The following is a 26,955-nucleotide window of genomic DNA, read 5'->3' as shown; positions in this document are numbered from 1 at the left end:
TGGCATAAATTTTTAAGGTTTTGTAACAAATCGAATGAAGGAACCAATTTTTGATGAAGAAAGGAGAGCAAATGATGACATTTGAAGAAATCTTACCAGGGCTCAAAGCCAAGAAAAAATATGTTCGGACAGGTTGGGGTGGAGCTGAAAACTATATTCAGCTTTTCGATACAATGGAGCAAAATGGTGTAGCACTTGAGGTGACCCCCTACTTTTTAATCAATGTATCAGGTGAGGGAGAGGGATTCTCTATGTGGAGTCCTACTCCCTGTGATGTTTTGGCAACAGATTGGGTAGAAGTCCATGACTAAGAAAGTCCTTGTAACAGGGGTATCTTCGGGTATCGGCTACGCTCAGGCACAACTATTTTTGGAAAAGGGCTATGTAGTCTATGGTGTGGATAAGGGGGATTCTCCTACATTAGTAGGTGATTTTCATTTTTTACAACTAGATCTTAGGGGGAGTTTAGAGCTTCTTTTTGACTGGTTACCTGAAGTGGACATTCTTTGCAATACTGCTGGGAAATTAGATGCTTATAAGGCACTGCTAGATATCAGTGAGGAAGCTATTGAGGATATTTTAGCGATTAATTTGCTTGCGACCATGCGCCTGACTCGCTTTTATCTTGCAAAGATGTTGGAAAAAAAGGCAGGTATTATCATCAATATGTGTTCGATTGCCAGTTTTCTTGCAGGTGGTGGTGGTGTAGCCTACACAGCCAGTAAGCACGCTCTAGCAGGTTTTACCAAGCAATTAGCCCTCGATTATGCTGATAAGGGGATTCAGGTTTTTGGCTTAGCGCCAGGTGCGGTCAAGACAGCGATGACAGCAAGTGATTTTGAAGAGGGAGGGCTAGCAGACTGGGTCGCAGCTGAAACACCAATCAAGCGCTGGTTAGAGCCAGCTGAGATTGCAGAAGTTACCTTATTTTTGGCGAGTGGAAAAGCAAGCAGCATGCAGGGCGAAATCCTCAAGATTGATGGTGGTTGGAGTTTGAAATAAAGTAGGGAGGAATATAAATGACAAAAGTGACGAGATGGCGGTTTGGACCACGGCAAACCAGTGCCCTACTATGGGCAGTTGACCAGCCAAAAGCAATCGTTCAAATCGTTCACGGTATGATTGAGCAGATTAAGCGCTATGATGAGTTTGCTCGCTTTCTCAATCAAGCAGGTTATGTAGTGGTAGGTCATGACCATGTAGGACACGGCCATACGGTTCGTAGCCGAGAAGAATACGGAGTTTTTCCAGATGATTGGCATGTTTTGATTGAAGATGTGCAGGGATTACAAGAAGAGATAAGGGTGCGTTATCCTCATCTTCCTATTATAATTATGGGTCATTCCATGGGATCTTATATCACTCGTTTGTACTTGGCAGAATATGGAAAAAATGTCAAGGCAGGTATTCTTATGGGGACAGGTCAAGAATCCCTTCTAAAAACGAGGGCAGGAATTCATTTGGTCAAGGTCTTAACGGCTATACATGGTCCTTTCTACCGCAGTAAGTTTATCGAAACCATGACTACTGGGAGTTTTAATCGGCACTTTTCCCCTACGATAACTAGCGCAGACTGGTTGACGAGGAATAAGACGGAAGTAGAAAAATATTTGACAAATCCCCACCACCAATTTAGGCCGGCTCTCAGTATGTATCAGGCATTGTTCACTTTTGCTAATCATGCTGCACAGACAAGTTGGATGGATAAGATTCCTAAAAATGTGCCCCTACTATTGATTTCAGGGCAGGAAGATCCTGTTGGTGAGTGTGGTAAGGGGGTTGAGCGTTTCTATCACCAATTGATTCAGCTAGGATGTTCCCAGGTTAGTCTGACCTTGTACCCAGAAGCGCGCCATGAAATTCTCAATGAATGGAATAAGAAAGAGGTCATGTGTGATATCCTCAACTGGATCAATGGGGTGTTAGATGGAGACCAATAGTCGTAAGCATCTATGTTTTTCATTCTAGCGAAATAGGAGTTTCAGGGCTTTTGGTAAGTTCCAAAAAGACGATGTTTGATCCTTTCTGGCAGTTTAAGGATAGTAGATAAAAGACCAAAAGGATGGATGAAGATGTGATTCAGAGAATCAAGGATTCTGTTGCATGTAAAGTTTGGTAAAGGAGGGACAGATGACAGCAGAAGAAATGTGGGCGGCCTATTGCTATTGCCTGATGAATCCTCAGATTGGGGAGGAGCTGGATGCGTGGCAGTTTGGAGCGGATCCAGATGTACTAGCAGGCTTGGTCTTGGCTGGAGAAAAACAGCAACAGCTTCAGTCTATGACTTGTATGCTCTAGCAGGGGAAGCCCTACCTGCGATTGATGAGAAAAGTATTATTTTAAATAGCCAGAATGAGGCAGTTTGTGTGATTCAAACGACCAAGGTTGAAGTGCTACCCTTCAATCAAGTATCAGCAGACCATGCCTTTAAAGAAGGAGAAGGGGATAAGTCGCTTGCTTACTGGTGACAGATTCATGAAGAATTATTTAGCCAATGGCTGGTAGAAGCAGGTCTTACTTTCTCTGATAGTAGCCAAGTTGTTTTAGAAGAATTTGAAGTGGTCTATCCCATATAGCCATGTCTGTATCCCTGTCCAGCTAGGAAAGGGATTTTTGACTGCATTTTTGCTTCTGTTATGGCTCAAAGCCATAACAAGATAAAAGTCCGTTGTTACGGGCTTTAGTTAAGTAATCATAGCCGAAGTTCAGTGAACGTCTTTAGACGTCGCTGGAGGGAAACGGCTAGATCCGGTGTACAAACCAACTGTTTTCACGGGTGGTTATGACTGGAAGAGGCCATGGCTTTATTGACCTTAGAAAGTATGGTATAATAGGGGCGAAACTAATAGATTGGAAAGAATCCTATGACAAATTATGCAATTATTTTAGCAGCAGGTAAGGGAACTCGAATGAAGTCCGATTTGCCCAAGGTTCTACACAAGGTTGCAGGTATTTCAATGTTGGAACACGTTTTCCGGAGTGTTTCTGCCATTTCACCTGAAAAAATAGTGACGGTTGTTGGGCACAAGGCGGAGATGGTGGAAACTGTCTTAGCTAGACAGACAGACTTTGTAACCCAGTCGGAGCAGCTTGGTACTGGTCATGCGGTTATGATGGCAGAGCCTGTCCTTCAACAGTGTAGTGGACAAACCTTGGTCATTGCAGGTGACACACCTTTGATTACAGGAGAAAGCCTGCGTGATCTAGTTGCGTTTCATATCAATCATAAAAATGTGGCAACCGTTTTGACAGCAGAAGCGACAAATCCATTTGGTTACGGACGTATTGTGCGCAACCAACATGGGGAAGTGACGAAGATTGTGGAAGAAAAAGATGCATCTGATTTTGAAAAGCAAATCAAGGAAATCAACACAGGAACCTATATCTTTGACAATGAACGCTTGTTTGAGGCACTGAAGGATATCAATACCAATAATGCTCAAGGGGAATACTATATCACAGACGTAATCAGTATTTTCCGTCAAGCAGGTGATAAGGTTGGGGCCTACCTGTTGCGTGATTTTGATGAAAGTCTGGGGGTCAATGACCGTGTAGCCCTGGCAAAGGCTGAAGAAGTGATGCGCAATCGGATCAATAAGACCCACATGCTCAATGGAGTTAGCTTTGTCAATCCAGCAGCGACCTATATTGACATTGATGTTGCTATTGCACCAGATGTCCAGATTGAGGCAAATGTGACCTTGAAAGGTAAGACCACGATTGGTACAGAGAGTATCTTGACAAATGGAACCTATATAGTTGATTCAGAAATTGGAGCGCGTGTGGTGGTGAGCCATTCCATGATTGAAGAATCGCATATTGCAGAAGATGTGACAGTTGGTCCTTACGCCCATATTCGCCCAGGTTCTCAGCTGGCAAAGGGAGTGCATATTGGTAATTTTGTAGAGGTTAAAGCCTCCACTATTGGGGAAAATACCAAGGCGGGTCACCTGACCTATATCGGCAACGCTGAGGTGGGATGTGATGTCAATTTTGGTGCTGGAACGATTACAGTCAACTATGATGGGCAGAAAAAGTATACGACTAAGATTGGAAATCATGTCTTTGTCGGCTCTAATTCCACCTTGATTGCTCCGCTTGAAATTGGTGACAATGGGTTGACAGCAGCTGGTTCAACTATTACCAAAGATGTGCCACAAGATGCGGTAGCCATTGGGCGGAGTCGTCAGGAAAACAAAGAAGAATATGCCAGACATTTACCCCATTATCCAAAGAAGAATAAGGAGTTACGATGAAATTTGAAGAAAAGACGATCAGACGGACCGAGATTTTCAAGGGTCACATTTTTGATGTGGTTGTAGATGATGTGGCGCTTCCTATGGGTGGAGAATCCAAGCGGGAATTGATCTTCCACAAGGGAGCTGTCTGTGTGTTAGCTGTAACACCGGAGGATAAGTTGATTTTGGTCAAGCAGTACCGCAAGGCGATTGAACAGACGAGCTATGAAATTCCAGCAGGTAAATTAGAACTTGGGGAAAATGCTGATCCCAAGCGGGCAGCCCTAAGAGAATTAGAAGAAGAAACAGGCTATACAGGTGAGTTGGAGCTCCTGTATGACTTTTATTCGGCTATTGGTTTTTGCAATGAGCGTTTGCGTCTCTATGTGGCAAGAAATTTGGTCAAGGTTGCCAATCCTCGCCCCATGGACGATGATGAAGTGATTGAGGTATATCATGTTAGTCTAGAAGAAGCGCTTGACTTGATTGCAAGCGGTGATATTTGTGATGCGAAGACCATCATTGCGATTCAACAGCTCCAATTGATGAGAAAGTAGGATGGACATGAGGAAGCCCTTGTTGACAGATGAGGTATTAGAAGAAATGAGACGGAGAAAAAGCCCCCCTTCTCAGCGTTTTGGCTACTATGATCCTGAGGGAGACTTTGCGGAAGTAGACGAATTTAAGCAAGAGGACGACTGGGCTGAGGAGTATACAGGTTATCATGAGGGCTATACTCATCGGATTCCTGTCGATGCTTCTATTATCAAAAGCCGTCGGATCGAAACGGTTAAGCGAGAGGCATTTCGAAGTAAGGTCAATAAAATCCTCTTTTGGGTAGTGCTTCTTCTTATTCTTTTCTTCATTGCAGTTTTTTATTGGTAAGGAGTTTAGATGAAATTTGGTATTATCGCAGCCATGCCTCAAGAATTGGAGACCTTGGTTGAAAAGTTGGAGCATGGGCGAGAACAGCTTGTCTTAGGGCGGACCTACTATATAGGGAGACTGGGACAGCATGAGGTGGTCTTAGTTCAATCTGGTGTCGGCAAGGTCATGTCTGCCATGTCCGTTGCTATTTTAGCCCAAGAGTTTCAGGTAGATGTAATTGTCAATACAGGTTCGGCAGGTGCAGTCGCAGATGGGATTGCAATTGGTGATGTGGTTCTTGCTCGCCAACTTGCTTATCACGATGTAGATTTAACTGCCTTTGGCTATGACTATGGTCAGATGTCTGCCCAGCCCCTGTATTTTGAGGCAGATAAAGACTTGGTTTCTAAGATGCAGAAAATTCTTGCCCAGCAAGGGATTGTAGCTCATCTAGGTTTGATTGCCACAGGGGACAGTTTTATTGCAGGTGCGGACAAGATTGCAGCGATTAAAGCCCATTTCCCAGCTGTCTTAGCTGTTGAAATGGAGGGGGCAGCGATTGCCCAAGCGGCTCATAGCGTTAAGCTCCCCTTCCTTGTCATTCGTGCCATGAGCGATACAGCCCAAGGTGATGCTCCTATGACCTTTGAGACCTTTATCATTGAAGCTGGAAAACGCTCGGCTCATGCCTTACTTGAGTTGTTAACTAAGATGTGAGGACGTTAAGAAAATGGAAAGAAAAATAGGGAATCGGAGAGTATTACACCGGTAATCGATACGATTCATCTTTTTTCTAGCATTTTTAGTCCGAACTCAATTAAAACAAGATGTGAGGACGTTAAGAAAATGGAAAGAAAAATAGGGGATCGGAGAATATTACACCGGTAATCGATACGATTCATCTTTTTTCTAGCATTTTTAGTCCGAACTCAATTAAAACAAGATGTGAGGACGTTAAGAAAATGGAAAGAAAAATAGGGAATCGGAGAATATTACACCGGTAATCGATACGATTCATCTTTTTTCTAGCATTTTTAGTCCGAACTCAATTAAAACAAGATGTGAGGACGTTAAGAAAATGGAAAGAAAAATAGGGAATCGGAGAGTATTACACAGGTAATCGATACGATTCATCTTTTTTCTAGCATTTTTAGTCCGAACTCAATTAAAACAAGATGTGAGGACGTTAAGAAACAGGATTCTATACAAAGTTACAAACTTCGTTTGTTTTATCGGCTATTCCCCCACAGTTTATTCCTAGACTGAAAGGAGCAAACTTCGTTTGTTTTATTGGCTAGCCCCCCACAGTCTATTCTTAGACTGAAAGGAGCAAACTTCGTTTGTTTTATTAGCTATCCCCCCACAGTCTATTCCTAGACTGTGGGGGCTAGCTAAATCCGAAACAGCAGCCTGTCTTTTTCACCTAGCTCTTAGTTTAAGTTTAGTTCAAGTATGAATATAGAGTAGAAAGGCTATAAAGGGGTAGAGGGCAAAAAAGTGGTTGAAGCAGAGATAGGCTTCTTCTTAATGAGTGGGAATCTAACTAGATTGGCTAAGAAATGAGTCTACAATAATGGAGACAAAAGAAAAACACAGACCGTTCAACTGGATTTCAGTACAATCAGCTTGAAGTGTGTCTGTGTGTTTAATGATTTATGGCTCGTTTTGCCTAATCTTTCTTTTATTTGTTTATATCTTTCAAAACTTCAATGGCTTCAATCTTGATGTCCGTTTTGGGCTTGTCGTTTTCATCTGTTTCGGTTGCTGCGATTTTATCGACAACCTCCATACCTTCAATGACTTGCCCGAAGACGGTGTAGTTGCCGTCAAGGCTCGGATTTCCTCCTAGTTTATAGGCGTCTCTGATTTTAGCTGGATACTTGCTTGAATCAAGTCTTGCGGAAGCATCCTTGGTATTTTGGTTGATAAAGAATTGACTGCCATTGGTATCTGGACCAGCATTTGCCATGGAAAGGGAACCGCGGATATTGTAGAGGAAGGCTGAAATTTCATTTTTAAAGCCATTTCCTTTGTCAATAGTTTGGTCTTTCCCAGCCCAAATTGACTCCCCTCCTGTACCGCTTCCTTTTGGGTCACCCCCTTGAATCATAAATCCATTGATGACACGGTGGAAGAGGATACCGTTGTAGTAACCTTCCTTAGCATGAGTGAGGAAATTTTCAACAGCTAGCGGAGCCTGATCGGGAAAGAGTTTTATTTTGATGTCTCCTGCGCTAGTCTTGATGAGAACTACCGCTTCATTATCTGCGATTTCTGTTGTTAATTGCGGGAAAGTTGCTTCGGGGTTGTTAATGGCGTAGGCTAAATCTTTGGCATATTGGCTTGCGGCAGTCGTATCTGTGCTAGACACAGGTGTTGAATGATTGGTTGAAGTAGTTGTGGTAGAGTTACCCGCACAAGCTGTGAGCAGAAGGCTGGTAATGAGGACAAAGAGTAGTCGTTTTTTCATAAGATTCCTTTCCTATTCATGGATTAGTCCTATTGTAGCATGAATTTCTTTCTTTTTCAAAAGTCGGATAAGGCTAGGATTTTTCAGTGAAATTTGTTAGGATAAGGTTAAAAGAAAATCAAAATAGACGAGGAAAGGTGGATACTTTATGGGTACATTCTCAATCATACCAATTGGGGTTATCATGATGTTAATGATTGTTTCGGGACTATTCTTATGGCGATTTGCTAGCCTACTCCTTGAAATTCTAAGAAACAATAAGGCTTTTCAGGAGGTTCATCTTGCTGAGATAGTTGGGAAGCGAATGGCTGTTTGGAGGAGTGAGAATAGTCACACCTATTACTATCTGACCTTTGAGTTGGAGAATGGTGAGCGCAGAGAATTTCGGGTTAAAAGCACAATCTATGCTCTTGCTGTCGAAGGAGATAGGGGTGAATTAGTCTTTCAAGGAAGCCGTTTCCTTGCGTTTACGAGAGCTTTGTCCAAGCCATCTAGTAGGTGATAATTGCTTTCTGGTGTATAATAGAATACAAAAAGTGGACATTCATTTCAGTTTTTATGAAGAGAAGTATGTGATGAAAGCGGCCTTGTGTCATGGAGAGACGGGCTTGATTGTTTTTGAAGAAGGTAGGTACAGTTGATGACGCTAGAAAAGCAGGTTAAAGAACTCTATAAAGACCATGCCCGCATGCCTTATATCGCTCCAGATCGTGACTTGGAGACTTGGTTATTAGATGCAAAGCCTGTTCCCAAACGCAATATGGAATGCCTAGCAGACGGGCTTTTGGCGGGAGATATCATTCTTTTGTGGCGGATCCAGTTTGATACCTTTACCAATGATTCTGTCTTTCCTAAATATTTTGAATATACCTACGGGATTGACGCACCCAAGCACTTGGCAGACTTAGTAAAAAAGGGCTATGCCTATTTGGAAACAGCCTTTGATTCGCTCGATCATCTTAATGCGACGATGAAGAAAACGATTTTGAAAAAGAAAGGGGTCGCTGGTCTATCTAAAATGAAAGCAGCAGATTTAGACTTGGCTTTGAAAGAGCATTTTTCAGAAGAAGAATTATCCCAGACCTTTAGCGTGCGTGGTTATAAAATAACAGATAAGGGAGTAGCAGCTCTTGCAGCCAATCCAGAAGTGATTGACCGTCACCCCAAAAAGAAATATTGAGCGCCTTTGGAAATTGGGAATCCTTCAATCTTTGAGGATATACTGAGGTTTTAGCCTATTGGTCGGTATTTATGCTATAATGAAGACAGGAAGTAAAAAGGAGGACGAGAGATGCAAAAACGATTGATGCGTGATAGGAAAGATGTGAAAATTGCGGGTGTTTGCTCAGGAATTGCCAACTATTTTGGTGTTGATCCCACCCTTGTTCGCGTGATTTGGGTACTGCTAATCTTCGTTTATGGAGTTGGTCTTATTCCGTACTTGGTCTGTTGGTGGGTGATGCCAATAGATAATGGGCAGGACGATGATCAGGAGATTCTTTTTTAAAGGTGTCAGATGGTGAAGCGTGTACGTTACAACATGATGACAGAAAACACAATTAGGTGACAATTATTTCTTTTTGTGACAGTCAAAATACAGTTTCGTGAAAAAGGCTTAAAAAGCCTTTTTTGTTTTCAAAATTATGGTAAGATGTCTCTATCACAAAGAAAGGGCAGAAAGTATGTCAGTAACAGTAACCCCAAAAACCATTTTATTGTCAGCCTTGACCTTGTCGCTTTTTACTGCGACAGCTCAAGCAGATGAACTCGTTCCGATATGGTCAGCACGCTCAGTGGAAGAAATCAAGACAGATATTTTAAGAGAAAATACCCAGCAGACCTATACGGTTAAGTATGGAGATACCCTTAGTACCATTGCGCAGGCACTTGATATTGATATGGTTGTTTTAGCACAGCTTAACCAAATCTCCAATGTTAATTTGATTTTCCCCGATACAATCTTGACGGTGGCAACCAATCCTCAAGGAGGAATAAGCTCTATTGAAGTTCAGTCTCCTCAAAGCCAGGAGGCAGAAGAAGTAGTGGAGACCCCAGAAACACCCGTAGTATTGGAAGAGTCAGAAGTTGTTGATGAATCAGTTGTTGCAGTAGAAGAAGAGCCAACTGAGGCTTTTTCCGAACCTCTTGCTCCAGATGAAGCGGATGCCGGAGCAGGCGATGTGAATCAGGTGCCAGCTGAACCAGAGGGAACAGAGTCGGCACCTGTTACAGAAACACCAGAGGCTGTGGAAGAACCCGTGGTCGTTGATAATCCAGTTACTAAAGTAGAAGAAGACTTGGAGCCAACAGGAGCATCTTCAGTAGATGTTGCTCCAACTACTTCAGAAAATACCACCAGTGATACGAATCAGGCACCGGCTGAACCGCAGGCAGCAGCACCAAGTCCAGTTGCTTCCGTGAGCAATGCAGTAGATACTAGCAGTATTGCTGTTACAAATCCCGTCAATGCTGGACTTCAGCCACAGACGGCAGCATTTAAGGAAGAAGTAGCGGCACTTTATGGTATTACCTCCTTTAGTCTGTATCGCCCTGGCGATAGTGGGGACCATGGTAAGGGGCTTGCAGTTGATTTCATGGTTGGGAACAATACAGAATTGGGAGATCAAGTGGCGAATTATGTCATCCAACAAATGGGAGCCAAAAATATTTCCTATGTCATCTGGAAACAGCGCTTTTATTCTCTAAGTCCAAATATCTATGGACCAGCCAATACTTGGAATTTGATGCCAGACCGTGGCAGTATCACTCAAAACCACTACGATCATGTCCATGTGTCCATGAATCCGTAATGACTGAACAATCCCGATGAGCCTAGCTTGTCGGGATTGTTATACTTTTCGAAAATCAAACTCAGACGATGATATACTCATTTATACTCAATAAAAATCAAAAGGATACTTCGTCAACTTGTCTTGGTGAACGCTCGTTCTACCTTCGGCTTCGATTATAAGGAAATTGGCGGTGCTAATCGCATTTCCAACCTTTCACAATTCTTAATTGTGAAAGCTAGTCTACTTTCTAGTCTACTTTTAATTTTTAAAGAGTATAAAAGTAAACGAAACAACTATAACTGGATTTGCTGGGTAAAAAGATCCAGTGGAGTTTTTCAGCCTGCTAGCTGAAAACGAAGAGAGGAGTGTGTTCTACCTGTATCTGCGTTGCCTAATCTGAATGTGAGATTCTTTGAGTATGATGATTTGTTCCCTACTACACCTCCTTGTAAAGTATGGTATAATGGAGACATGGCAAAACAAAAAACGACAAAAAAGGGACGTGCAACGAGACGTCCGACAAAGGCTGAATTAGCCCAACAAGAAAAAATAAAATCTCTACTTTTCCGCTTACTAGTAGTTGTTTTTCTCCTCTTTGCAGCAAGTAGGCTGGGAGTCTTTGGGATAACTGCCTATAATCTCTTTCGTTTATTGGTTGGAAGTGCGGCCTATTTCTTGATTGGAGCTCTTCTATTTTATATATTATTTTCTAAAAAAGTAAGACAGCGAGAAGGGACAATCTCTGGGTTCTGGCTGGTATTTGCGGGGCTTTTGCTAGAATACCAAGCTTATTTTGATCTAAGCTATAAAGGGAAAGATCTTTTGCATCATACCTTTATGAGAGCCTTATCAGACCTTTCTGCTTTTCGTGTGGAGGAATTTTTAGGGGGAGGTCTCCTTGGCGGTGCTCTCTACCTACCCGTTTCTTTTTTATTTGCAACGGTGGGGACCTTTTTTATCGGAGCCCTTCTGATTCTCTTTGGTCTTTTCTTTATGAGCCCGTGGTCTGTGTATGATGTAGCGGACGGTCTTACTCTCCTACGAGAAAAAATGCAGGAACGAGCAGCTATTCGTGCGGAAAAACGGGCTGAAAAGGCAGAGATAGAAGCCAAACTTCAAGCAGAGGAAGAAGCGAGACGTCTAGCAGCAAGAACTAAAGAAATGGAAGAAACTGCAGATACCTGGGAAGAAGCCCCAGCCATTGCTCTAGGAGAAGATTCAGTAATTGATTTGGAGACAGGTGAAATCTTGGAAATAGAAGAAGTCCCAATCGTTGCAGAAGAACGTGGAGGGGGCTTTGATGAGGAAGAATTTCCTGTCTTATTGGCTGAGGACGAAGAAGAGGAGTTGGAAGAGTATGCACCAGAAGACTTGGCGCTCGATTTCAAACCGAAAGCCAAGTTGGCTTACAAGCTACCATCCATAGATCTTTTTGCTCCAATTAAGGTTAAAAGTCAAGCCAATGAAAAGAAAATTGTTCGCCAAAATATCAAGGTGTTGGAAGATACTTTTGCGAGTTTTGGGATCAAGGTGGTGGTTGAGCGAGCGGAAATCGGACCGTCCGTGACCAAGTATGAGGTCAAGCCAGCAGTCGGCGTACGCGTCAACCGGATTTCTAATCTGGCAGATGACTTAGCTCTTGCCCTTGCAGCGAAAGATGTTCGGATTGAAGCGCCGATTCCAGGAAAGTCCTTGGTCGGTATTGAAGTACCCAATTCTGAGGTAGCCATGGTTCCCTTTAGAGAATTGTGGGAACAGGCTAAGACCTCCGCAGCTAAACTTCTTGAGATTCCGCTTGGTAAGGCTGTAAATGGAAGTGTACGCTCCTTTGATTTGGCTCGAATGCCTCACTTGCTGGTAGCTGGTTCCACTGGTTCAGGAAAATCTGTTGCGGTCAATGGAATCATTGCTTCTATTTTGATGAAAGCTGGACCAGATCAAGTGAAGTTTATGATGATTGATCCTAAAATGGTTGAGTTATCAGTCTACAATGACATTCCCCATCTTTTGATTCCTGTGGTGACCAATCCTCGAAAAGCTGCGCGAGCACTTCAAAAGGTTGTCGATGAAATGGAAAAGCGCTATGAGTTGTTCAGTCATCTAGGAGTGCGGAACCTAGAAGGCTACAATACAAAAGTGGCAGAATATAATCAGGGTTCTGAGGAAAAACACATTCCTCTGCCCTTGATTGTCGTAATTGTCGATGAGTTGGCAGATCTGATGATGGTTGCTAGTAAGGAAGTGGAAGACGCGATTATTCGTCTGGGGCAAAAAGCACGGGCAGCGGGCATTCACATGATTCTTGCGACCCAACGTCCATCTGTTGACGTTATTTCCGGCTTGATTAAGGCAAATGTCCCGTCTCGGATTGCTTTTGCAGTCTCAAGTGGTACAGACAGCAGGACCATCTTAGATGAAAATGGGGCAGAGAAACTACTAGGTCGTGGAGACATGCTCTTTAAACCGATTGATGAAAATCACCCAGTACGTTTACAAGGCTCTTTTATTTCTGATGATGATGTAGAAGCGATTGTCAGCTTTATTAAAAATCAAGCAGAGGCTGATTATGATGAATCTTTTGATCCTGGTGAAGTGGTAGAAGGTGATGCTGACAGTGGAGTAGGCGATGATGGTGGTGATCCGCTCTTTGAACAAGCAAGAGCTCTCGTTATTGAAACGCAAAAAGCGAGTGCGTCTATGATTCAGCGTCGTTTATCTGTTGGCTTTAACCGAGCGACGCGTTTAATGGAAGAACTAGAAGCAGCAGGCGTGATTGGGCCAGCAGAAGGGACTAAACCAAGGAAGGTATTGGAAAGCCAATGATGAAATTAGATGCAATACATCACATTGCTATTATCTGCCATGATTATCAGAAAACAAAAGAATTTTATCTTGATACGTTAGGATTTGAACTACTAGACGAACACATTCGATCAGAAAAACAAGATATCCTCATTAATATTCGCAAGGGAAATCTGGTTCTTGAAATGTTTATCAAACCAGATGCACCACTAAGACCTGCTATGCCTCAACCAGAGCATACTGGTCTACGCCACCTTGCTTTTAGGGTTGATGATGTAGAAAAGTGCTTGCAGGAGTTTGACGCCTTAGATATTCCCCATGGCCCTTTGCGTTATGATGACTATGACAGGCGTAAAATGGCCTTCTTCTTTGATCCCGATGGCTTACCATTAGAAATACATGAATAAAAAGAATGGATTGCAAGTAAGATTTTCAAGTCTTGATTGCAGTCTATTCTTTTACTGGTAGGTTTCAGTAGAAGTGTCGTTTTTTGTCTGTGTTATAGTGATTTAGTTTTAAAACAGGCTACACTCTAAGTTGATATGTGCGAAATAAGTAGCGAATGAAGTGAGCTTTAAAAGATATTTCCCCACTTCCCATACTCGACTGGATTATGAAAAAGGTTGTCCTATCTTACGATGGTCACCTACTTTTTCAAGCTTTATTTCCGATCTGTTATGGCTATTGATACGATTTACCCTCGTCTTATATTCAACTTTCGCTGGTCTTTTAGACTAGTGGAACAAACTAAGGGACTATATTGTAAAAAGAGCAATGATGAGAGCTAGATAGAGGAAGAAGGTTAAAATAAAGCCTGCCCGCCAAAAGAACTTGAAAAAGCCTTGATAAGAAAAGGCACGCTTTTGCACCAAGAAGTAATAGATAATTCCCAACGAAAGCAGTGACAAGGCTAATACCAGGTGGGGTAAGAGACTATGATAATAGGCTTTGTCTGAGATTAGGTAAAATTCAAAAGCAAGGATAGGAAAAGCGATGTCGGCAAAGTTCCACCCCTTTTTTTGCAATTGAAATAGTTTAACAATTGTGATAGAGATGATTAAGGTGAGAACTAAGAGTAAGATGGAAGCAATTTTCAAGAATATCATAGCTTTATTCTATAAAAAAAGGGAGGAAAAGTAAATATAAAGCTTGATTTTTTACCAAAATACTGTATAATGAAAAGGTATGTGAAAAATCACATATTTGTGGGAGGTAAAAATCTGTAGTTACCGTAAAAACCACAATAGGAGGATTTAAAGATGGCTAAGAAAGTCGAAAAACTTGTAAAACTTCAAATTCCTGCAGGTAAAGCTACTCCAGCTCCACCAGTCGGACCAGCACTTGGTCAAGCAGGGATCAATATCATGGGATTCACTAAGGAATTTAATGCTCGTACAGCTGACCAAGCTGGTATGATTATCCCTGTTGTAATCTCAGTATATGAAGATAAATCATTTGATTTCATCTGTAAGACACCACCAGCTGCTGTTCTGTTGAAAAAAGCTGCGGGTGTTGAAAAGGGATCAGGTACACCAAACAAAACAAAAGTGGCAACAGTTACTCGTGCGCAAGTACAAGAAATTGCTGAAACTAAGATGCCAGATTTGAACGCTGCAAACCTTGAGTCTGCAATGCGTATGATCGAAGGTACTGCTCGTTCTATGGGATTCACTGTTGTTGACTAATCAATAACGACCCACAACCCGCAAGACTTCATCATTTCTGATGAGTGACGTGGGAGATGAAAATCGATATGACCACATTACAAGGAGAATAAAAAATGGCTAAAAAGAGCAAACAAATGCGTGCTGCACTTGAAAAAATCGACAGCACAAAGGCTTACAGCGTAGAAGAAGCTGTAGCACTTGCACAAGAAACTAACTTTGCAAAATTTGATGCAACTGTAGAAGTTGCTTACAACTTGAACATCGATGTTCGTAAAGCAGATCAACAAATCCGTGGTGCCATGGTCTTGCCAAACGGGACTGGTAAAACTTCACGTGTATTGGTATTTGCACGCGGTGCAAAAGCAGAAGAAGCAAAAGCTGCTGGTGCTGACTTTGTTGGTGAAGATGACCTTGTTGCAAAAATCAACGGTGGTTGGTTAGACTTTGATGTTGTTATCGCTACACCTGATATGATGGCACTTGTTGGACGTCTTGGACGTGTCCTTGGACCACGTAACTTGATGCCAAACCCTAAGACTGGTACTGTAACAATGGATGTTGCAAAAGCTGTCGAAGAGTCTAAAGGTGGTAAAATTACTTACCGTGCAGATAAAGCAGGTATCGTACAAGCAATCATCGGTAAGGTCTCCTTTGGCGCTGAGCAGTTGGTAGGAAACTTCAAGGCTTTCCATGATACAATCGTGAAAGCAAAACCAGCTACAGCAAAAGGTACCTACATCACAAGCTTGACAATCACAACTACTCAAGGTGTGGGAATCAAGGTTGATCCAAATTCATTGTAATATCGAAAAAGTCTTATCTTTTGGTAAGGCTTTTCTTGTGTCTATAAAAAGAACTGGTTGTCCAGTTCTTTTTGTGCTCATTTCGTTTACCTTTTATTGCTTCAACGATTGAGGAAACTCCGTTTCCTTATTCCCAACTGAGGCTAGTTTTTGCCCAGCCTCAAGGTTGGAAATAAAACGAGTGAAACTCGTGGCAAAGGCTCTCGTATCTTGGGCTACTATACCAATTCATCAATACTGGTGTAGTCTTGGTGTAGACTAGTAGCGACAGCAGAATTGGTAATAAGTCCCCGATAGGTGGTCACCCCTTGCCGGAAACCGGTGTCTGCTAACATGGCTTCTTTGAACCCTTGATTCGCTAATTTGATTATATACGGCAAGGTTACGTTAGTCAATGCAATGGTGGAGGTACGAGCAACGGCTCCTGGAATATTAGCAACAGCATAGTGGAGAACTCCATATTTTTCATAGACAGGTTCATCATGGGTTGTTACACGATCGGCTGTTTCTACAATCCCACCTTGATCCACAGCTACATCTACAATGACAGAGCCTGCTCGCATTTGTTTCACCATATTTTCAGTAACTAATTTTGGAGCTTTAGCTCCAGGAAGCAGTACTGCTCCAATGACGACATCTGCTTCTTTAACGCTATTTTCAATGTTGAAGGGATTGGAGATGAGGGTTTGGATTTGATTACCAAAAATTTCTTCTAAGGCTGAGAGACGCTTTGCACTGATGTCAAGAATCGTTACTTGGGCGCCAAGTCCCAGGGCGATTCGGGCTGCATGTGTACCGACTACTCCGCCACCAATAATGGTGACTTTTCCTTTAGGAACGCCAGGTACACCGCCTAGAAGAACCCCAGCTCCTCCTTCTTGTTTGGTCAGAAAATGTGCCCCGATTTGCACCGCCATACGACCAGCTACCTCGCTCATTGGGGTAAGAAGAGGTAACTGTCCTTTATCAGTCACGGTTTCATAAGCAATACCTGTCGTTTTGCTAGTAAGCATAGCATTGGCTAATTCAGGTGCTGCTGCCATGTGGAGATAGGTGAAGAGCAGTAGATCTTCTCGGAGGAATCCATATTCTTTCGCCAGTGGCTCCTTGACTTTTACGACCAATTCACTAGCCCAAACTTCCTTTGCTGTAGGGAGAATTTTCGCTCCTTGTGCTTGATAATCTGCATCTGCAAAGCCAGAGCCCAGTCCTGCTCCTGTTTCAATTACAACCTGGTGACCTTGGATAACCAGACTTTGTACGCCAGCAGGTGTCAGAGCCACACGGTTTTCATTGTTTTTAATCTCTTTTGGAATACCAATTAACATAGTTTACCTCCTTTTTCTATGTTCCTAGTGTATAGAAAAATGCACAGAAAATCAAGCGACATCCTGTTTTTGCACATTTTTATATGTTGCATATCTTCGTCTCCTAGGAATGAAATGGGATTATTTTTAGTACTTAATGAACGTCCAATTCAGATGAGGTCTTTTAGTACTTGATAGAATCATTGGTTTAGGGACTTGAATTGTTTTTTCAAAGGAATGAGCAGATAGTTCATCCATGTATGATTGATTGTTGCAGTAATTACGAATAAATAGAGAGACGGCTATAGAGCATATCATAAAAATGGGTAGAATGAGAGGATCCGTGAAATAGAGTGAGCATGTACCTATTTGGTTGTGAACCTATCTCTGAAATGTATCTATTACTATATCCGTTAGAAGAATGGAAAGTAGATGTATTCTTCTAAGTTAAACACGTCCTAAAACTGTTCATGTTCCTTGACAACTGAATACCAACCACTATCCCGATTAGCGTGCCTATGGATAAAAGAGAAATAGGGGTGGTGTAGTAGCTAGAAAAGGATATCTAGCCCAGGCACATTACGCAAAAGCATGGTTAATGACCATAAGCTGAAGGAGTTTGCAGTAACTAGACTAGAAACTGTGCATGAGAAAATACCGATGAAAGGATATGTCCTTTCACAGCACGGCGTAGATCGCCTTTGATTCGCTACTAGGAGGAAAAACATGAATCAAATCAAAAGAGAGACAGAAGTCACATTAGCTGACTTACGAACATTAGGTCGGCAAGGCGGAGTGACCGCCCGCCTTGTGGATGGACGAACTGTGAAATTATACCCACGTTTTGGCACGATTTCACAAAAAGGTTATATAGCAGGTACACTAGAAGAGGTGGAAGTGATGTACGACTATCCAAGTCTATACTCACAGATTCGTACGATTCTATCAAACGGTGTCCTAGTTGCTAGACGAGAAGGCACAGGGAAAAAGAGTGTGCTACGTCTAACAGGCAAGGGGTATAGACGGAAAAAGTAGGGAGGCTATATGGAAGAACACATTCATGGCTTGCTGATCAGTAATCGAAAGCGACAGATGAAATAAAAAATTTCTCCCACCCCTATATTTCCTAAGGAAAATATGATAGAATAAGTCTAAAGAGAAAGTGAGAAGAATGATGAAAAAGACACTACTAGACACCCTCAAACAAACGACAAAAACCCAACGCATGCTAGCAGGAACAGGACTAGCTCTTGTGTTTCTGACAGGTGGATTTTTCCTTAGTCAACCAAGCACGAAGTCAGCTTCGGCTTCTAAGACAACACAGACCACCTCAAGCTCCAGTATTGATAAGGAAGCTACTCTTATGGACAAGGCAGAACAGGCTGTGAAGCTCCTTGAGGACAATCAAGTGAAGGAGAATGTTACCGCAGCTGAGACTGCTGTGAAAGCCCTAAAAGACGGAGATGCGAAGGACAAGCTAACCAAACGGATTGAAGCGGTGAAGACTGCTCTTGCCAAGAAAGAAGCAGAGGCAAAACTTGTCAAGGAGGCAGAAGATGCGGTTGTAGCGCTTGAAAAGGACCAGGTGAATGAGAAGGTTACTCTTGCCCAAACAGCAGTAGATAAGCTGACAAACAAGGACAAGAAGGACAAGCTCCAACAACGGATTAACTCTGTCAAGGGGGCAATCGATACCAGAGCCCAACAGGCAACCCAAGCCCAGGCAGAAGAGGTAGCTCAAGCGCCCGCAGAAGCCCCAGCTCAACAGGAAGCGGTACAAGCCCAAGCTCCTCAACCTGCCTATGAAGCCCCAGCTCCAACAGGAGGAGAGGCTCCAGCTCCTGCCCAAGACTATACACCACCTGCTCCTGCAGTTCCGCAAGCACCCCAACAATCGCTGACCCAAGAACAAATCCAGCAACAAGTGGATGAAGCGACACAACATTTTAGTGATCCGAATCGAGTGTGGGATTATTAATCAATGTAAGATTATCAAGAAGTCAAAAAAGACAAGTCCAGTACTTGTCTTTTTTGGTATTTAAAGGAGATACAGAGATGTTTTTAAAAAGCTTATTGACCATATTATTAGTAGTAGTCATTATTTATTTACTTGTATTTAGCAAAGTAATAATAGCTCTTCCCTTTAAAGATATTACTATAAGAGGAAGAGTACTGGAAACGAAAGTAGATAAACTGATAAGGGGATTACTACTATTTTTACTATCCTTTTTTCTTGCAAGCATATTTTTTATAGCCTATCTACCTTTGGAACAGACTGTGAAGATTTTTAGTTTAGTTGTATGTGCGGTTTGTCTAATCGTGATAATAGTTCTTTCAATTTGTTATTTATACCATATAAATTATTATATTACTAATAAATAAAATAGGAAAAATCATGAAGAATCGGTAGCTTAACAATTACCTTTTTACTTTAGAATAAAACAAAGGAGATAGAGAATGTTTATATATGTTTTGTTAGTTGGGTCAATCCCTTTATTGCTTATCGTCGCAACTTTTCCCAAAATAGTATATCGTATTGTGCAACAGTTGAATACTTCCATCATTCCTGACAGTGATGAAGATAGGATGAAAATATTGAAGAATACGTTTCTTCTTTATTATGGCTTATTGTTTCCAATAGTACTTATCTTAGAAATATTGTATGGTGTTTTCTTTTTGGATTAGTGATTAAAGGAGGAAGAATGGATAATAAGGAAAAATTGTATCTAAAATTATATATTTTTTCTTTGGAAAGGATAAGGGAGTTTATCTTATCTCATTATGATGAAGAGTTGGCGATGGGCATCACTCAAGCTCTGGGTTCTCAAGATAACCAACATATAGTGAAATACTGTTTTCAGGCACTTCGTCTTGATTTGTCAATAACACAACATATGAGAAGCAGGGTTGTCTTGTGTTTTGAAGCCTTTTTATACGATAGCCAACGAGTGAATTCGACAGAACAGTTATTTGAATTTGCGAGGGATACGATTCCTACTTATCTTAGAATTTTTCGATCGTATCTGAATGGAAGTAACCGCTAGGTATGGTCAACTGGTTGAGGTATAAGAATTGACCAATTTCATAGATATGACCAATATTTTCGTGAAACAATGGCGTATCTGAAGCTGGTGTATTACAGGGTAGATGGTCAAAGGTATTCGTTTTAGGATTATAATGGATCTCCTGCATCCATGAGGAAATATCCGCTTGATACATGTTTTCGAGAATAGTATTGTTTTCATATAATGCAACATTTGTGGAGTGATTGCCATTATAAATAGTTGCTAAATTGATTGGAGTGATCAAGTATCCCTGAGCATTTTTAGTGGATTTAAAAGGATTTTGAACGATATTTCCTACGGTGCGAAAGTTTTTTAATACTCTAGCTCTACTCCATAATGTGCAGATAGTAGGAATATTTGTAATGTTAATGGGAACGTTCTTATCAAAGTCATATGATATTTTAAACAAAGTTTGACAAGATTGGCAGACTAGTTGATGAGGAAAAATATCATATGTTCCACCCCAGTTATACGAAGGGTCGGCATGTTGACGATTCAGTAGTCGCTCTATGGTATGTTGCTCTAGTTCTAAAGATAAGATTTTTTGAAACTTCAAGGCTACAGCTTGAATGTGATTTGGGGAGTTATCATTTTGTTGTAATAGTTCTTTTAGGGTAGTCAGATAAATTGATTTAGGAGCTTGATGGATGTTAGATGCAATAACTAAATTTTTAGGTTGTTCAGATGAAAAGTGTTCAGAAATCAATGAGGAGAAACTGGCGTCATTGAAAATTGCGACAGTTGCTTTTTTTGCTAATTTTAGGGAAGATATAGAATTTTTTAGAGATGTTATAAACATAGCAGATTCTCCTGAAGTAATGGAAGTAATTGATGAACGCTTAGAAAAAGCAAGTTATGATTTTAGTTTACCAAAAAATAGGATAAAGTAGAAAGAAAAGGAGGGCATATGATTTCAGCTCGCTCCCCTTCGGGGAATTAATAGACGGCTGGGTAGCGTGATGGCTACCTTTTTTTATAAAAAAATAAAAGGAGATAAAGAATATGAATTTTTCTCAAACCCCTTCTTTTCGCAATCGCAAGAAAAGCGGGAAGAAGAAATTGAAACGCACCCTTGCTATGATCAGTGCAGGGGTAGTCTTAACAGGGGCAGGAATTGCTAGCCTTGCCCCGCAAGCTCCCTGGAATCAAGGAGTTGTAAAAGCCACTGAAATTCAACACGGCAGACAGATTGGGACGCTCAATGATGTCCCTGTTGTCCAAGCCAATACGGCAGATATGTCCTCGTCAGAGTTCCAGGCACTGGTGGATTCCCTTTTAGAAGGTAAGGACCTAAGCGGGGTCAAGTATGTTGCCGACCAAATCCAATGGAATGCCAATTCAGAAGTAAAAGGTGTCAGTGGGGTTCAAACAGGGACGCTTCACAACACCTTGGGGACCAATATTAGCCACTTCCTCCAACAGGATGGCTTTGTAAAGGAGGATACAGGAGCCTTTCTCAATCCCGGTCAATCCCTTGCTGTGACCAATGTCGGCACAGTAACCGATATTGAGACAGGAGAGAAAATCCCTGTTGATTTAATTGTTACCCATATTGATGTGGAACATGGAGACGATGGCTGGTCTAATAAGGATGTCGCTATGGCGATTAAAAACCAAGGGTCAGTCATTACCGTTGGGGTTGCTGTTCCAACGGGAGGAGGGATTTCCTCTGGATCTGGTGGTCAGACAGAAAGTGGGGGCGGTGGATCGGCTACTGGAGGGAGCGGTCGTGCCATCGGTTATATCGAGCGGATAACCTATACTGCGACACTTGTTCGTCAAGACACCAGGCAAGCTATTCCAAACGAACAAATCCTAATGGCTATGAAGGTCTCGGATATTGATGCGAGACAATTAGCTACACTTGATAAGCAAGGAGTGTTGTCCTACATTGTTGGACCGAATACCGATTTGTCTATTTCGGGTGGTGGTTTGGTATCTGGGACAGCTCAAGCAACCAATAATGATTCTAGTCAACTTCTTCCAACTGCCTATACAGTCTTAAAGCGTCAGAATGCTAATACAGTTAGCTTTGCCTATACTGATGGTAGTCGAGACCATTTTGATATTGTCACAGGCTTGTTCGGAGATATGGGATTGAAAATTAACGCAGATTCCAAGGGCTCTGTGACCATTCAAAAGACAGGGACTGCTTCTGGTAGCTCCATGTGGAACAGTCTCTATACCTTAAAGGGCAATGTCTTTCGCTTGACCAACAAGGAGACCGGAGCCACCTTTGAAGGCACGACCGATGATAAGGGACTTGTCACCCTGACAGATCTCCCCTTTGGGACCTATAGGGTGGAAGAAGTAAGTGCTTCAAAAGGCTTCCAGAAGACCTTTGAGCCCCAGGAGATCACCTTGAGTGCCCAAACCCCTAAAGCCACTGTTAATGGGAAGGAAGATCAGCTGGTGACGGTTAGTGGCACCAATGATGAAATCACAGGCAAGATTACCATTGTCAAAAAAGGAACGGAATCCGCTCTTGAGATGTGGAATCAATACTACTCCCTCCTTGGAAATAGATTCAAGCTGACCAATAAGCAATCGGGCAAGGTCTATGAGGTGACAACCGACATCAAGGGGCAAGCCTTGGTTGAAAACATGCAGCTAGGGGATTACACGGTGGAGGAAGTCTCAGCCTCTGCAGGTTTCGCAAAAACGTTTAAGACACAGTCGGCCAGTCTCAAGCAGGACGGAACACTTGAGATCACTGTCTCTGGTACCAATGATGAAATCAAGGGGGAAAACACCCTTGAGAAGCGGGACAAGGACACAGATACCAACTCCCAAGGACAAGGGGTTCTAAAGGAGGCGGAGTATACCCTTTACTATGCAGAAGATACAACAGGATCTGCTGGTCACAAGAAAGATACTCCCGTCAAGTGGACCGATATTCCAAATGCCAAGCTCTTAAAGGGTGAGAAGGTCAAGACCTCCATCCTCAACGGAAAAGAAGTGGACAATGGAGACAATGTGGTCTTGAATGTGGAGGACAAGGACTTGACTGTAGCGGTTGGAAACCTTGCCCTCGGGAAGTATTACTGGAAGGAGACCAATGCGCCTGAAGGCTATGCCCTTGATGGCAATAAGCATGCCTTTACCATTGAAAAGAAAGACGATGCGACCAAGAACATCGTCACCCCAACGATCCGATCCCTCGAGCAGGTCATCAAGGCTAAAATCTCCATTCAAAAAATTGTCCAAAGTCAGGGAGATGGGAGCCATTCAGGAATCAATGATGTGACCTTTAAGGCAAGTCCAATCCATGATACCAAGGCAGAAGCGGTTGAGTTTACTACAACCATTAAGGAGGATGAGGACGGATTTGCGACGACGGAGCTCCTCTATGGGGATTGGAAGATTGAAGAGGTGGAAGCACCCGCTGGCTATGAAAAGATAGACCCGATCTATATTCACATGAGCTATGATGAAAAGACAGACCTCTACACCATTACCGCCTCCAAGCAAGAAGACGGGTCTAAGCCATTTTCGACCCGGACCTTTAGTCAGTCGGATGACCAAACAGAAAAAAATACCCATGCCAAAGGGACGCTGGCAGGCACCCTCACCTCAAGCAATGCTCTGATTCGTCTATCCCGAATGACCTTTAAGGACAATCCCATTCCTGAGTTGACTCCTGAAGAGCCAGACTTCCAACCAGAGAAGTTCGACTTGTCTGAAGCTCAGTTTGACCTGACTGGAGACAAGCTCATGGATGATGACGATGAGTTGACAGATGAGTATGCAGAAACCAACCAGGATCCCTATGCGGACAAGGTGGATAACAACGAACCTCAGAACCTCAATACCAAACTGGTCAAACGGGGAGATCAACTCTTCTATCAGCTTTGGCTGGATACCAACCACTTCACTCCTGAACAGCTGATTCAAGCGACAGGCTTGACAGATGTCTACGATGCGAAGCATGTCACCCTAGATATCAAGAACATCAAGGGCTATGACGGAAAGACCGGTCAAGAGGTGAGCGCCCTCTTTGACATAGAGGACAAGGATGGAATCCTCACCATTCAGACCAAGCAAGACCTGCTTAAGGACGGGGTGCTAGATCCGGATCGCTTTGCCTTTGGTCGCTATTACAAGTTTGACATTCCAGTCACCGTCAAAGAGGATGTGGAGGATGGAGTGGATATTGAAAATGTGGCCAGTCAGTTTGTGACAGTCCTTGCTCCAGGTGCTTCATCGGGTGGTGAGAAACCAGGAGGGAATACTCCAGAGAAGAAACTTGAGAAGCCAACTCAGAAGCGGGTCAATAAGGTGGAAAACCCTCAGAAACCAACTCCTAAAGAACCAGACTTCCAACCAGAGAAGTTCGACCTGTCTGCAGCTCAGTTTGACCTGACTGGAGACAAGCTCATGGACGATGACAATGAGTTGACAGATGAGTATGCGGACACCAATCAGGATCCCTATGCGGACAAGGTGGACAACAACGAACCCCAGAACCTCAATACCAAACTGGTCAAACGGGGAGATCGACTCTTCTATCAGCTTTGGCTGGATACCAACCACTTCACTCCTGAACAGCTGATTCAAGCGACAGGTTTGACAGACGTCTACGATGCGAAGCATGTCACCCTAGATATCAAGAACATCAAGGGCTATGATGGCAAGACTGGTCAAGAGGTGAGCGCCCTCTTTGACATAGAGGACAAGGACGGAATCCTCACCATTCAGACCAAGCAAGACCTGCTTAAGGACGGGGTGCTAGATCCGGAGCGCTTTGCCTTTGGTCGCTATTACAAGTTTGACATTCCAGTCACCGTCAAAGACGATGTGGAGGCTGGAAGCGATATTGAAAATGTGGCCAGTCAGTTTGTGACGACTGTAAATCCAGAAAACAAGGAGCCAAACAAGCCCCTTGAAAAGCCAACCCAAAAGCGGGTGAACAGGGTGAAGAAGACCCAAGTGGAACCCCATAAGTTTGTCCTCAATCAAGCAGGAGTGGACATCAAGGGGATGAGGCTCTTGGATGATGACAGCGAGTTGAAGGACCGCTATCAGGAGACCAACCAAGATCCTTATGCGGATAAGGCAAACAATAATGAAGCTGAAAACATCAATACAGCCCAAGTCAAGGCAGGAACCACTCTTCATTATCAGGTCTGGTTGGATACCACGCCATTTGATAAGGAAAGCCTGCTTCAGCTCGTCGGGGCAGAAGATGACTATGATGAGCGCTATGTGACCATTGATACCAAAGCCATCAAGGTCTACAACAAGGCAACCGGCAAGGACGTGACCAGCCAGTTTACGATAACAGATAAGAATGGCAAGCTCTCTATTGAGCCAAACGATTCAGTCAAAAAGACCCTGGGTCAAATCAAGGTGCTAGACACCTCCAAGTTTGATGTAGGTGTCTACTATCAAATTGAGATTCCTGCGACTGTGAAAAAGGATGTACCTGCAGGTACAGACATCACCAATACTGCCAAGCAAGTCATAGTAGACAAGGACGGCAAGAAAGAGGAACTCATCACTGAAAAACGGGTGAACAAAACGCCTAAGGGAGGGATTCTTCCCGATACAGGAGAGGGACGTGCCATTGTCTATACGCTCCTGGGTGGCTTTATTGTCAGTCTTGTCCTCGAATGGCGGACAGGTTTCTTGCGTAAGCAGACCAAGAAAGCCTTGAAAGACCATTCAAAATAGGCGAACATGGAACGACCGCTACTAGAAGACCAGACTAAAACGATTTCTGAGCCTACTCACAGCTAGTAGCGGTCTTTTGTATTTTAGCGAATGGATTTGATCGACTATCTTTTATCAAAAGGAGCGATAATGAATGAACTAGAGCAACTTAGGAAGGTGTATGCTTCTTCCCCCTCAGTATTTGTTCATGATATGCTAGAGGCACTGGTTCAAGAAAATGCCTCTATCATCCGATTAAATTTGTTAGATGTTTTTCCATATGATGAGCGACAAGTCTATTTATTTTGTTATGAACTAAAGGCGTTATTAGAGAGCGAACATTTTGCGATTGAAACTTTCCTTATTATTCCTTATAACAGGAATAGGATTACATTTGTTTTGAAGGGAAAGGTAGCGATGGACAGTTCAAAAAAATTGAATTTTGTCATTCCGTATGGTTATCGGGAAGACTATATCGATTTTATCTATGAGGTGACTCAAGTTGAGGAGACAGGGTCTACCTTATTTGTTAATAACATTCCGTATGTATTAGAATGCTTTCTTTACGTAGAGACGGAGCAGGCGGAGATCGTCCGTCAGATTGCTAGACGATATCATGTACAAGAATTTTTCAATGGGAAGACGCTAGAACACTATTTTTTGGAACAGCGAACAAGGCAATGGAATTGTGTAGGACTACATGCTTCAATGGGAAAAGACAGGATTTGTGATGCAATGAATTCGATAGCTTATTTTCCTACAGTGAAAGAATTAGAGGTAGAGGGCTACTCGACAGAGAGGAATCACCATAGAGTTTTTATTTCTTACTCCCATAAAGATGAAGAAAAAGTTCTTGCTTTGGAAAAAAAGTTAATAGAAAATGGGATTCCAGTATGGCGAGATACTTATGATATTCGTTTTGGAGAAAGTTTGACAGAAAAGATTTCAGAAGCAATGCAACAGAGCTCTGTTTTCTTGCTATGCCTTAGCCAACACACAAAGGCTTCTTTATATGCCAAGCAAGAAACGGAAACTCTATATAACCAAGTGCTAGCCTACCGTTCAAATGGGAAGAGGGTTGTTCCAGTTAAATTGGATGATGTTGACCCGAATGACATTATTTTGGGACTCAAGAATTTCAAGTATTGCGATTATGCCAATGAAGAGCAGGTCAATCAGCTACTTACACAGTTAATGAGAGAGACGAGGCCTTTCCAACATAAGCGATACTAAAATGGGAGTAGGAAAGTTGTTTATCCTTACTCTATTCACAGATTATAAGAAACGAATCA

24 protein-coding genes and 1 pseudogene are annotated in these 26,955 nt (G+C 42.5%); 21 read left to right on the top strand and 4 right to left on the bottom strand.

All coding sequences use genetic code 11. The features are described from left to right. The first annotated feature begins 74 nt into the window (after positions 1-74). The 8 genes and pseudogenes from ACVPON_RS03545 to ACVPON_RS03510 all read left to right on the top strand — a co-directional run bounded on the left by ACVPON_RS03545 (position 75) and on the right by ACVPON_RS03510 (position 5,822). A complete protein-coding gene (locus ACVPON_RS03545; protein ID WP_462876300.1) occupies positions 75-311 on the top strand; it encodes a DUF2829 domain-containing protein in 237 nt (78 codons plus the stop codon). Beyond that, positions 304-1,002: a 3-oxoacyl-ACP reductase gene (locus tag ACVPON_RS03540; RefSeq protein ID WP_462876239.1), complete on the top strand. Its 699-nt coding sequence runs from the start codon at positions 304-306 to the stop codon at positions 1,000-1,002. Before ACVPON_RS03545 ends, ACVPON_RS03540 begins: the two co-directional genes overlap by 8 nt. Before the next feature lie 17 nt (positions 1,003-1,019). Then, the gene (locus ACVPON_RS03535) at positions 1,020-1,940 is read left to right on the top strand and encodes an alpha/beta fold hydrolase (protein WP_462876236.1); all 921 of its coding nucleotides are present in this window, start codon (positions 1,020-1,022) and stop codon (positions 1,938-1,940) included. Positions 1,941-2,130: 190 nt separating this feature from the next. Continuing rightward, a pseudogene (locus ACVPON_RS03530) lies at positions 2,131-2,576 on the top strand (ASCH domain-containing protein). 288 nt (positions 2,577-2,864) lie between these two features. Then, the gene (gene glmU, locus ACVPON_RS03525) at positions 2,865-4,256 is read left to right on the top strand and encodes a bifunctional UDP-N-acetylglucosamine diphosphorylase/glucosamine-1-phosphate N-acetyltransferase GlmU (protein ID WP_462876234.1); all 1,392 of its coding nucleotides are present in this window, start codon (positions 2,865-2,867) and stop codon (positions 4,254-4,256) included. Continuing rightward, positions 4,253-4,795 carry an NUDIX hydrolase gene (locus ACVPON_RS03520; protein ID WP_462876232.1) on the top strand — a complete coding sequence of 181 codons (543 nt, stop codon included), beginning with the start codon at positions 4,253-4,255 and terminating at the stop codon, positions 4,793-4,795. The genes glmU and ACVPON_RS03520 overlap by 4 nt, the downstream gene beginning before the upstream one ends. 1 nt (position 4,796) lies before the next feature. Next, complete coding sequence (gene macP / locus ACVPON_RS03515) at positions 4,797-5,123, top strand: cell wall synthase accessory phosphoprotein MacP (protein WP_462876230.1); 327 nt, start codon at positions 4,797-4,799, stop codon at positions 5,121-5,123. Positions 5,124-5,132: 9 nt separating this feature from the next. Next, positions 5,133-5,822 (top strand): 5'-methylthioadenosine/adenosylhomocysteine nucleosidase, encoded by a 690-nt coding sequence (locus tag ACVPON_RS03510; protein WP_462876228.1) that lies wholly within the window; start codon positions 5,133-5,135, stop codon positions 5,820-5,822. 964 nt (positions 5,823-6,786) lie between these two features. Here ACVPON_RS03510 and ACVPON_RS03505 read toward each other — a convergent pair. Beyond that, complete coding sequence (locus ACVPON_RS03505) at positions 6,787-7,575, bottom strand: peptidylprolyl isomerase (RefSeq protein WP_462876226.1); 789 nt, start codon at positions 7,573-7,575, stop codon at positions 6,787-6,789. Positions 7,576-7,723: 148 nt separating this feature from the next. Here ACVPON_RS03505 and ACVPON_RS03500 point away from each other — a divergent pair, with 148 nt between their 5' ends. From ACVPON_RS03500 to gloA2, 6 genes are all read left to right on the top strand, one after another. Continuing rightward, the gene (locus tag ACVPON_RS03500; RefSeq protein ID WP_462876224.1) at positions 7,724-8,077 is read left to right on the top strand and encodes a DUF2500 domain-containing protein; all 354 of its coding nucleotides are present in this window, start codon (positions 7,724-7,726) and stop codon (positions 8,075-8,077) included. A gap of 138 nt (positions 8,078-8,215) precedes the next feature. Continuing rightward, the gene (locus ACVPON_RS03495; protein WP_462876222.1) at positions 8,216-8,755 is read left to right on the top strand and encodes a hypothetical protein; all 540 of its coding nucleotides are present in this window, start codon (positions 8,216-8,218) and stop codon (positions 8,753-8,755) included. Positions 8,756-8,866: 111 nt separating this feature from the next. Next, positions 8,867-9,082 (top strand): PspC domain-containing protein, encoded by a 216-nt coding sequence (locus ACVPON_RS03490; protein ID WP_462876220.1) that lies wholly within the window; start codon positions 8,867-8,869, stop codon positions 9,080-9,082. Positions 9,083-9,257: 175 nt separating this feature from the next. Further along, complete coding sequence (locus ACVPON_RS03485) at positions 9,258-10,385, top strand: LysM peptidoglycan-binding domain-containing protein (RefSeq protein WP_462876218.1); 1,128 nt, start codon at positions 9,258-9,260, stop codon at positions 10,383-10,385. A 453-nt stretch (positions 10,386-10,838) separates the two neighbouring features. After that, complete coding sequence (locus ACVPON_RS03480; protein ID WP_462876216.1) at positions 10,839-13,190, top strand: DNA translocase FtsK; 2,352 nt, start codon at positions 10,839-10,841, stop codon at positions 13,188-13,190. Next, entirely contained in the window at positions 13,190-13,576 is a 387-nt protein-coding gene (gene gloA2, locus ACVPON_RS03475) for an SMU1112c/YaeR family gloxylase I-like metalloprotein (RefSeq protein WP_462876298.1), read from the top strand. The genes ACVPON_RS03480 and gloA2 overlap by 1 nt, the downstream gene beginning before the upstream one ends. 348 nt (positions 13,577-13,924) lie before the next feature. Here the strand turns inward: gloA2 and ACVPON_RS03470 are convergent, their stop codons facing one another. Next, a complete protein-coding gene (locus ACVPON_RS03470; protein ID WP_462876214.1) occupies positions 13,925-14,275 on the bottom strand; it encodes a DUF3397 family protein in 351 nt (116 codons plus the stop codon). Between the two features lie 153 nt (positions 14,276-14,428). On the opposite strand from ACVPON_RS03470, the gene rplK reads away from it, so the two are divergent. After that, positions 14,429-14,854, top strand: coding sequence for a 50S ribosomal protein L11 (rplK, locus tag ACVPON_RS03465; protein WP_075103919.1), 426 nt, complete (start codon positions 14,429-14,431; stop codon positions 14,852-14,854). Positions 14,855-14,949: 95 nt separating this feature from the next. Then, positions 14,950-15,639: a 50S ribosomal protein L1 gene (gene rplA, locus ACVPON_RS03460; protein WP_462876211.1), complete on the top strand. Its 690-nt coding sequence runs from the start codon at positions 14,950-14,952 to the stop codon at positions 15,637-15,639. Positions 15,640-15,857: 218 nt separating this feature from the next. Here the strand turns inward: rplA and ald are convergent, their stop codons facing one another. Next, complete coding sequence (gene ald / locus ACVPON_RS03455) at positions 15,858-16,967, bottom strand: alanine dehydrogenase (RefSeq protein WP_462876209.1); 1,110 nt, start codon at positions 16,965-16,967, stop codon at positions 15,858-15,860. Between the two features lie 705 nt (positions 16,968-17,672). On the opposite strand from ald, the gene ACVPON_RS03450 reads away from it, so the two are divergent. The 3 genes from ACVPON_RS03450 (at position 17,673) to ACVPON_RS03440 (ending at position 19,990) form a co-directional block, all read left to right on the top strand. Further along, positions 17,673-17,981: a hypothetical protein gene (locus ACVPON_RS03450; protein WP_462876207.1), complete on the top strand. Its 309-nt coding sequence runs from the start codon at positions 17,673-17,675 to the stop codon at positions 17,979-17,981. A 136-nt stretch (positions 17,982-18,117) separates the two neighbouring features. Next, positions 18,118-18,924, top strand: a complete 807-nt coding sequence (locus ACVPON_RS03445; protein ID WP_462876205.1) for a hypothetical protein — start codon at positions 18,118-18,120, stop codon at positions 18,922-18,924. 724 nt (positions 18,925-19,648) lie between these two features. Beyond that, a complete protein-coding gene (locus ACVPON_RS03440; protein ID WP_462876203.1) occupies positions 19,649-19,990 on the top strand; it encodes a hypothetical protein in 342 nt (113 codons plus the stop codon). Here the strand turns inward: ACVPON_RS03440 and ACVPON_RS03435 are convergent. Continuing rightward, positions 19,950-20,810, bottom strand: coding sequence for a DUF6710 family protein (locus tag ACVPON_RS03435; RefSeq protein ID WP_462876201.1), 861 nt, complete (start codon positions 20,808-20,810; stop codon positions 19,950-19,952). The two genes, ACVPON_RS03440 and ACVPON_RS03435, sit on opposite strands and share 41 nt — an antisense overlap. A gap of 203 nt (positions 20,811-21,013) precedes the next feature. Here ACVPON_RS03435 and ACVPON_RS03430 point away from each other — a divergent pair, with 203 nt between their 5' ends. Next, on the top strand, positions 21,014-25,684 hold the full coding sequence (locus ACVPON_RS03430; protein WP_462876199.1) for an SspB-related isopeptide-forming adhesin: 4,671 nt from the start codon (positions 21,014-21,016) through the stop codon (positions 25,682-25,684). A gap of 129 nt (positions 25,685-25,813) precedes the next feature. Continuing rightward, entirely contained in the window at positions 25,814-26,896 is a 1,083-nt protein-coding gene (locus tag ACVPON_RS03425; RefSeq protein WP_462876197.1) for a toll/interleukin-1 receptor domain-containing protein, read from the top strand. Positions 26,897-26,955 lie beyond the last annotated feature (59 nt).

The organism is Streptococcus sp. 1F3, from assembly GCF_054968985.1.
The sequence above is the reverse complement of the archived record's forward strand: the minus strand, read 5'-3'. Positions and strand labels throughout refer to the sequence as shown.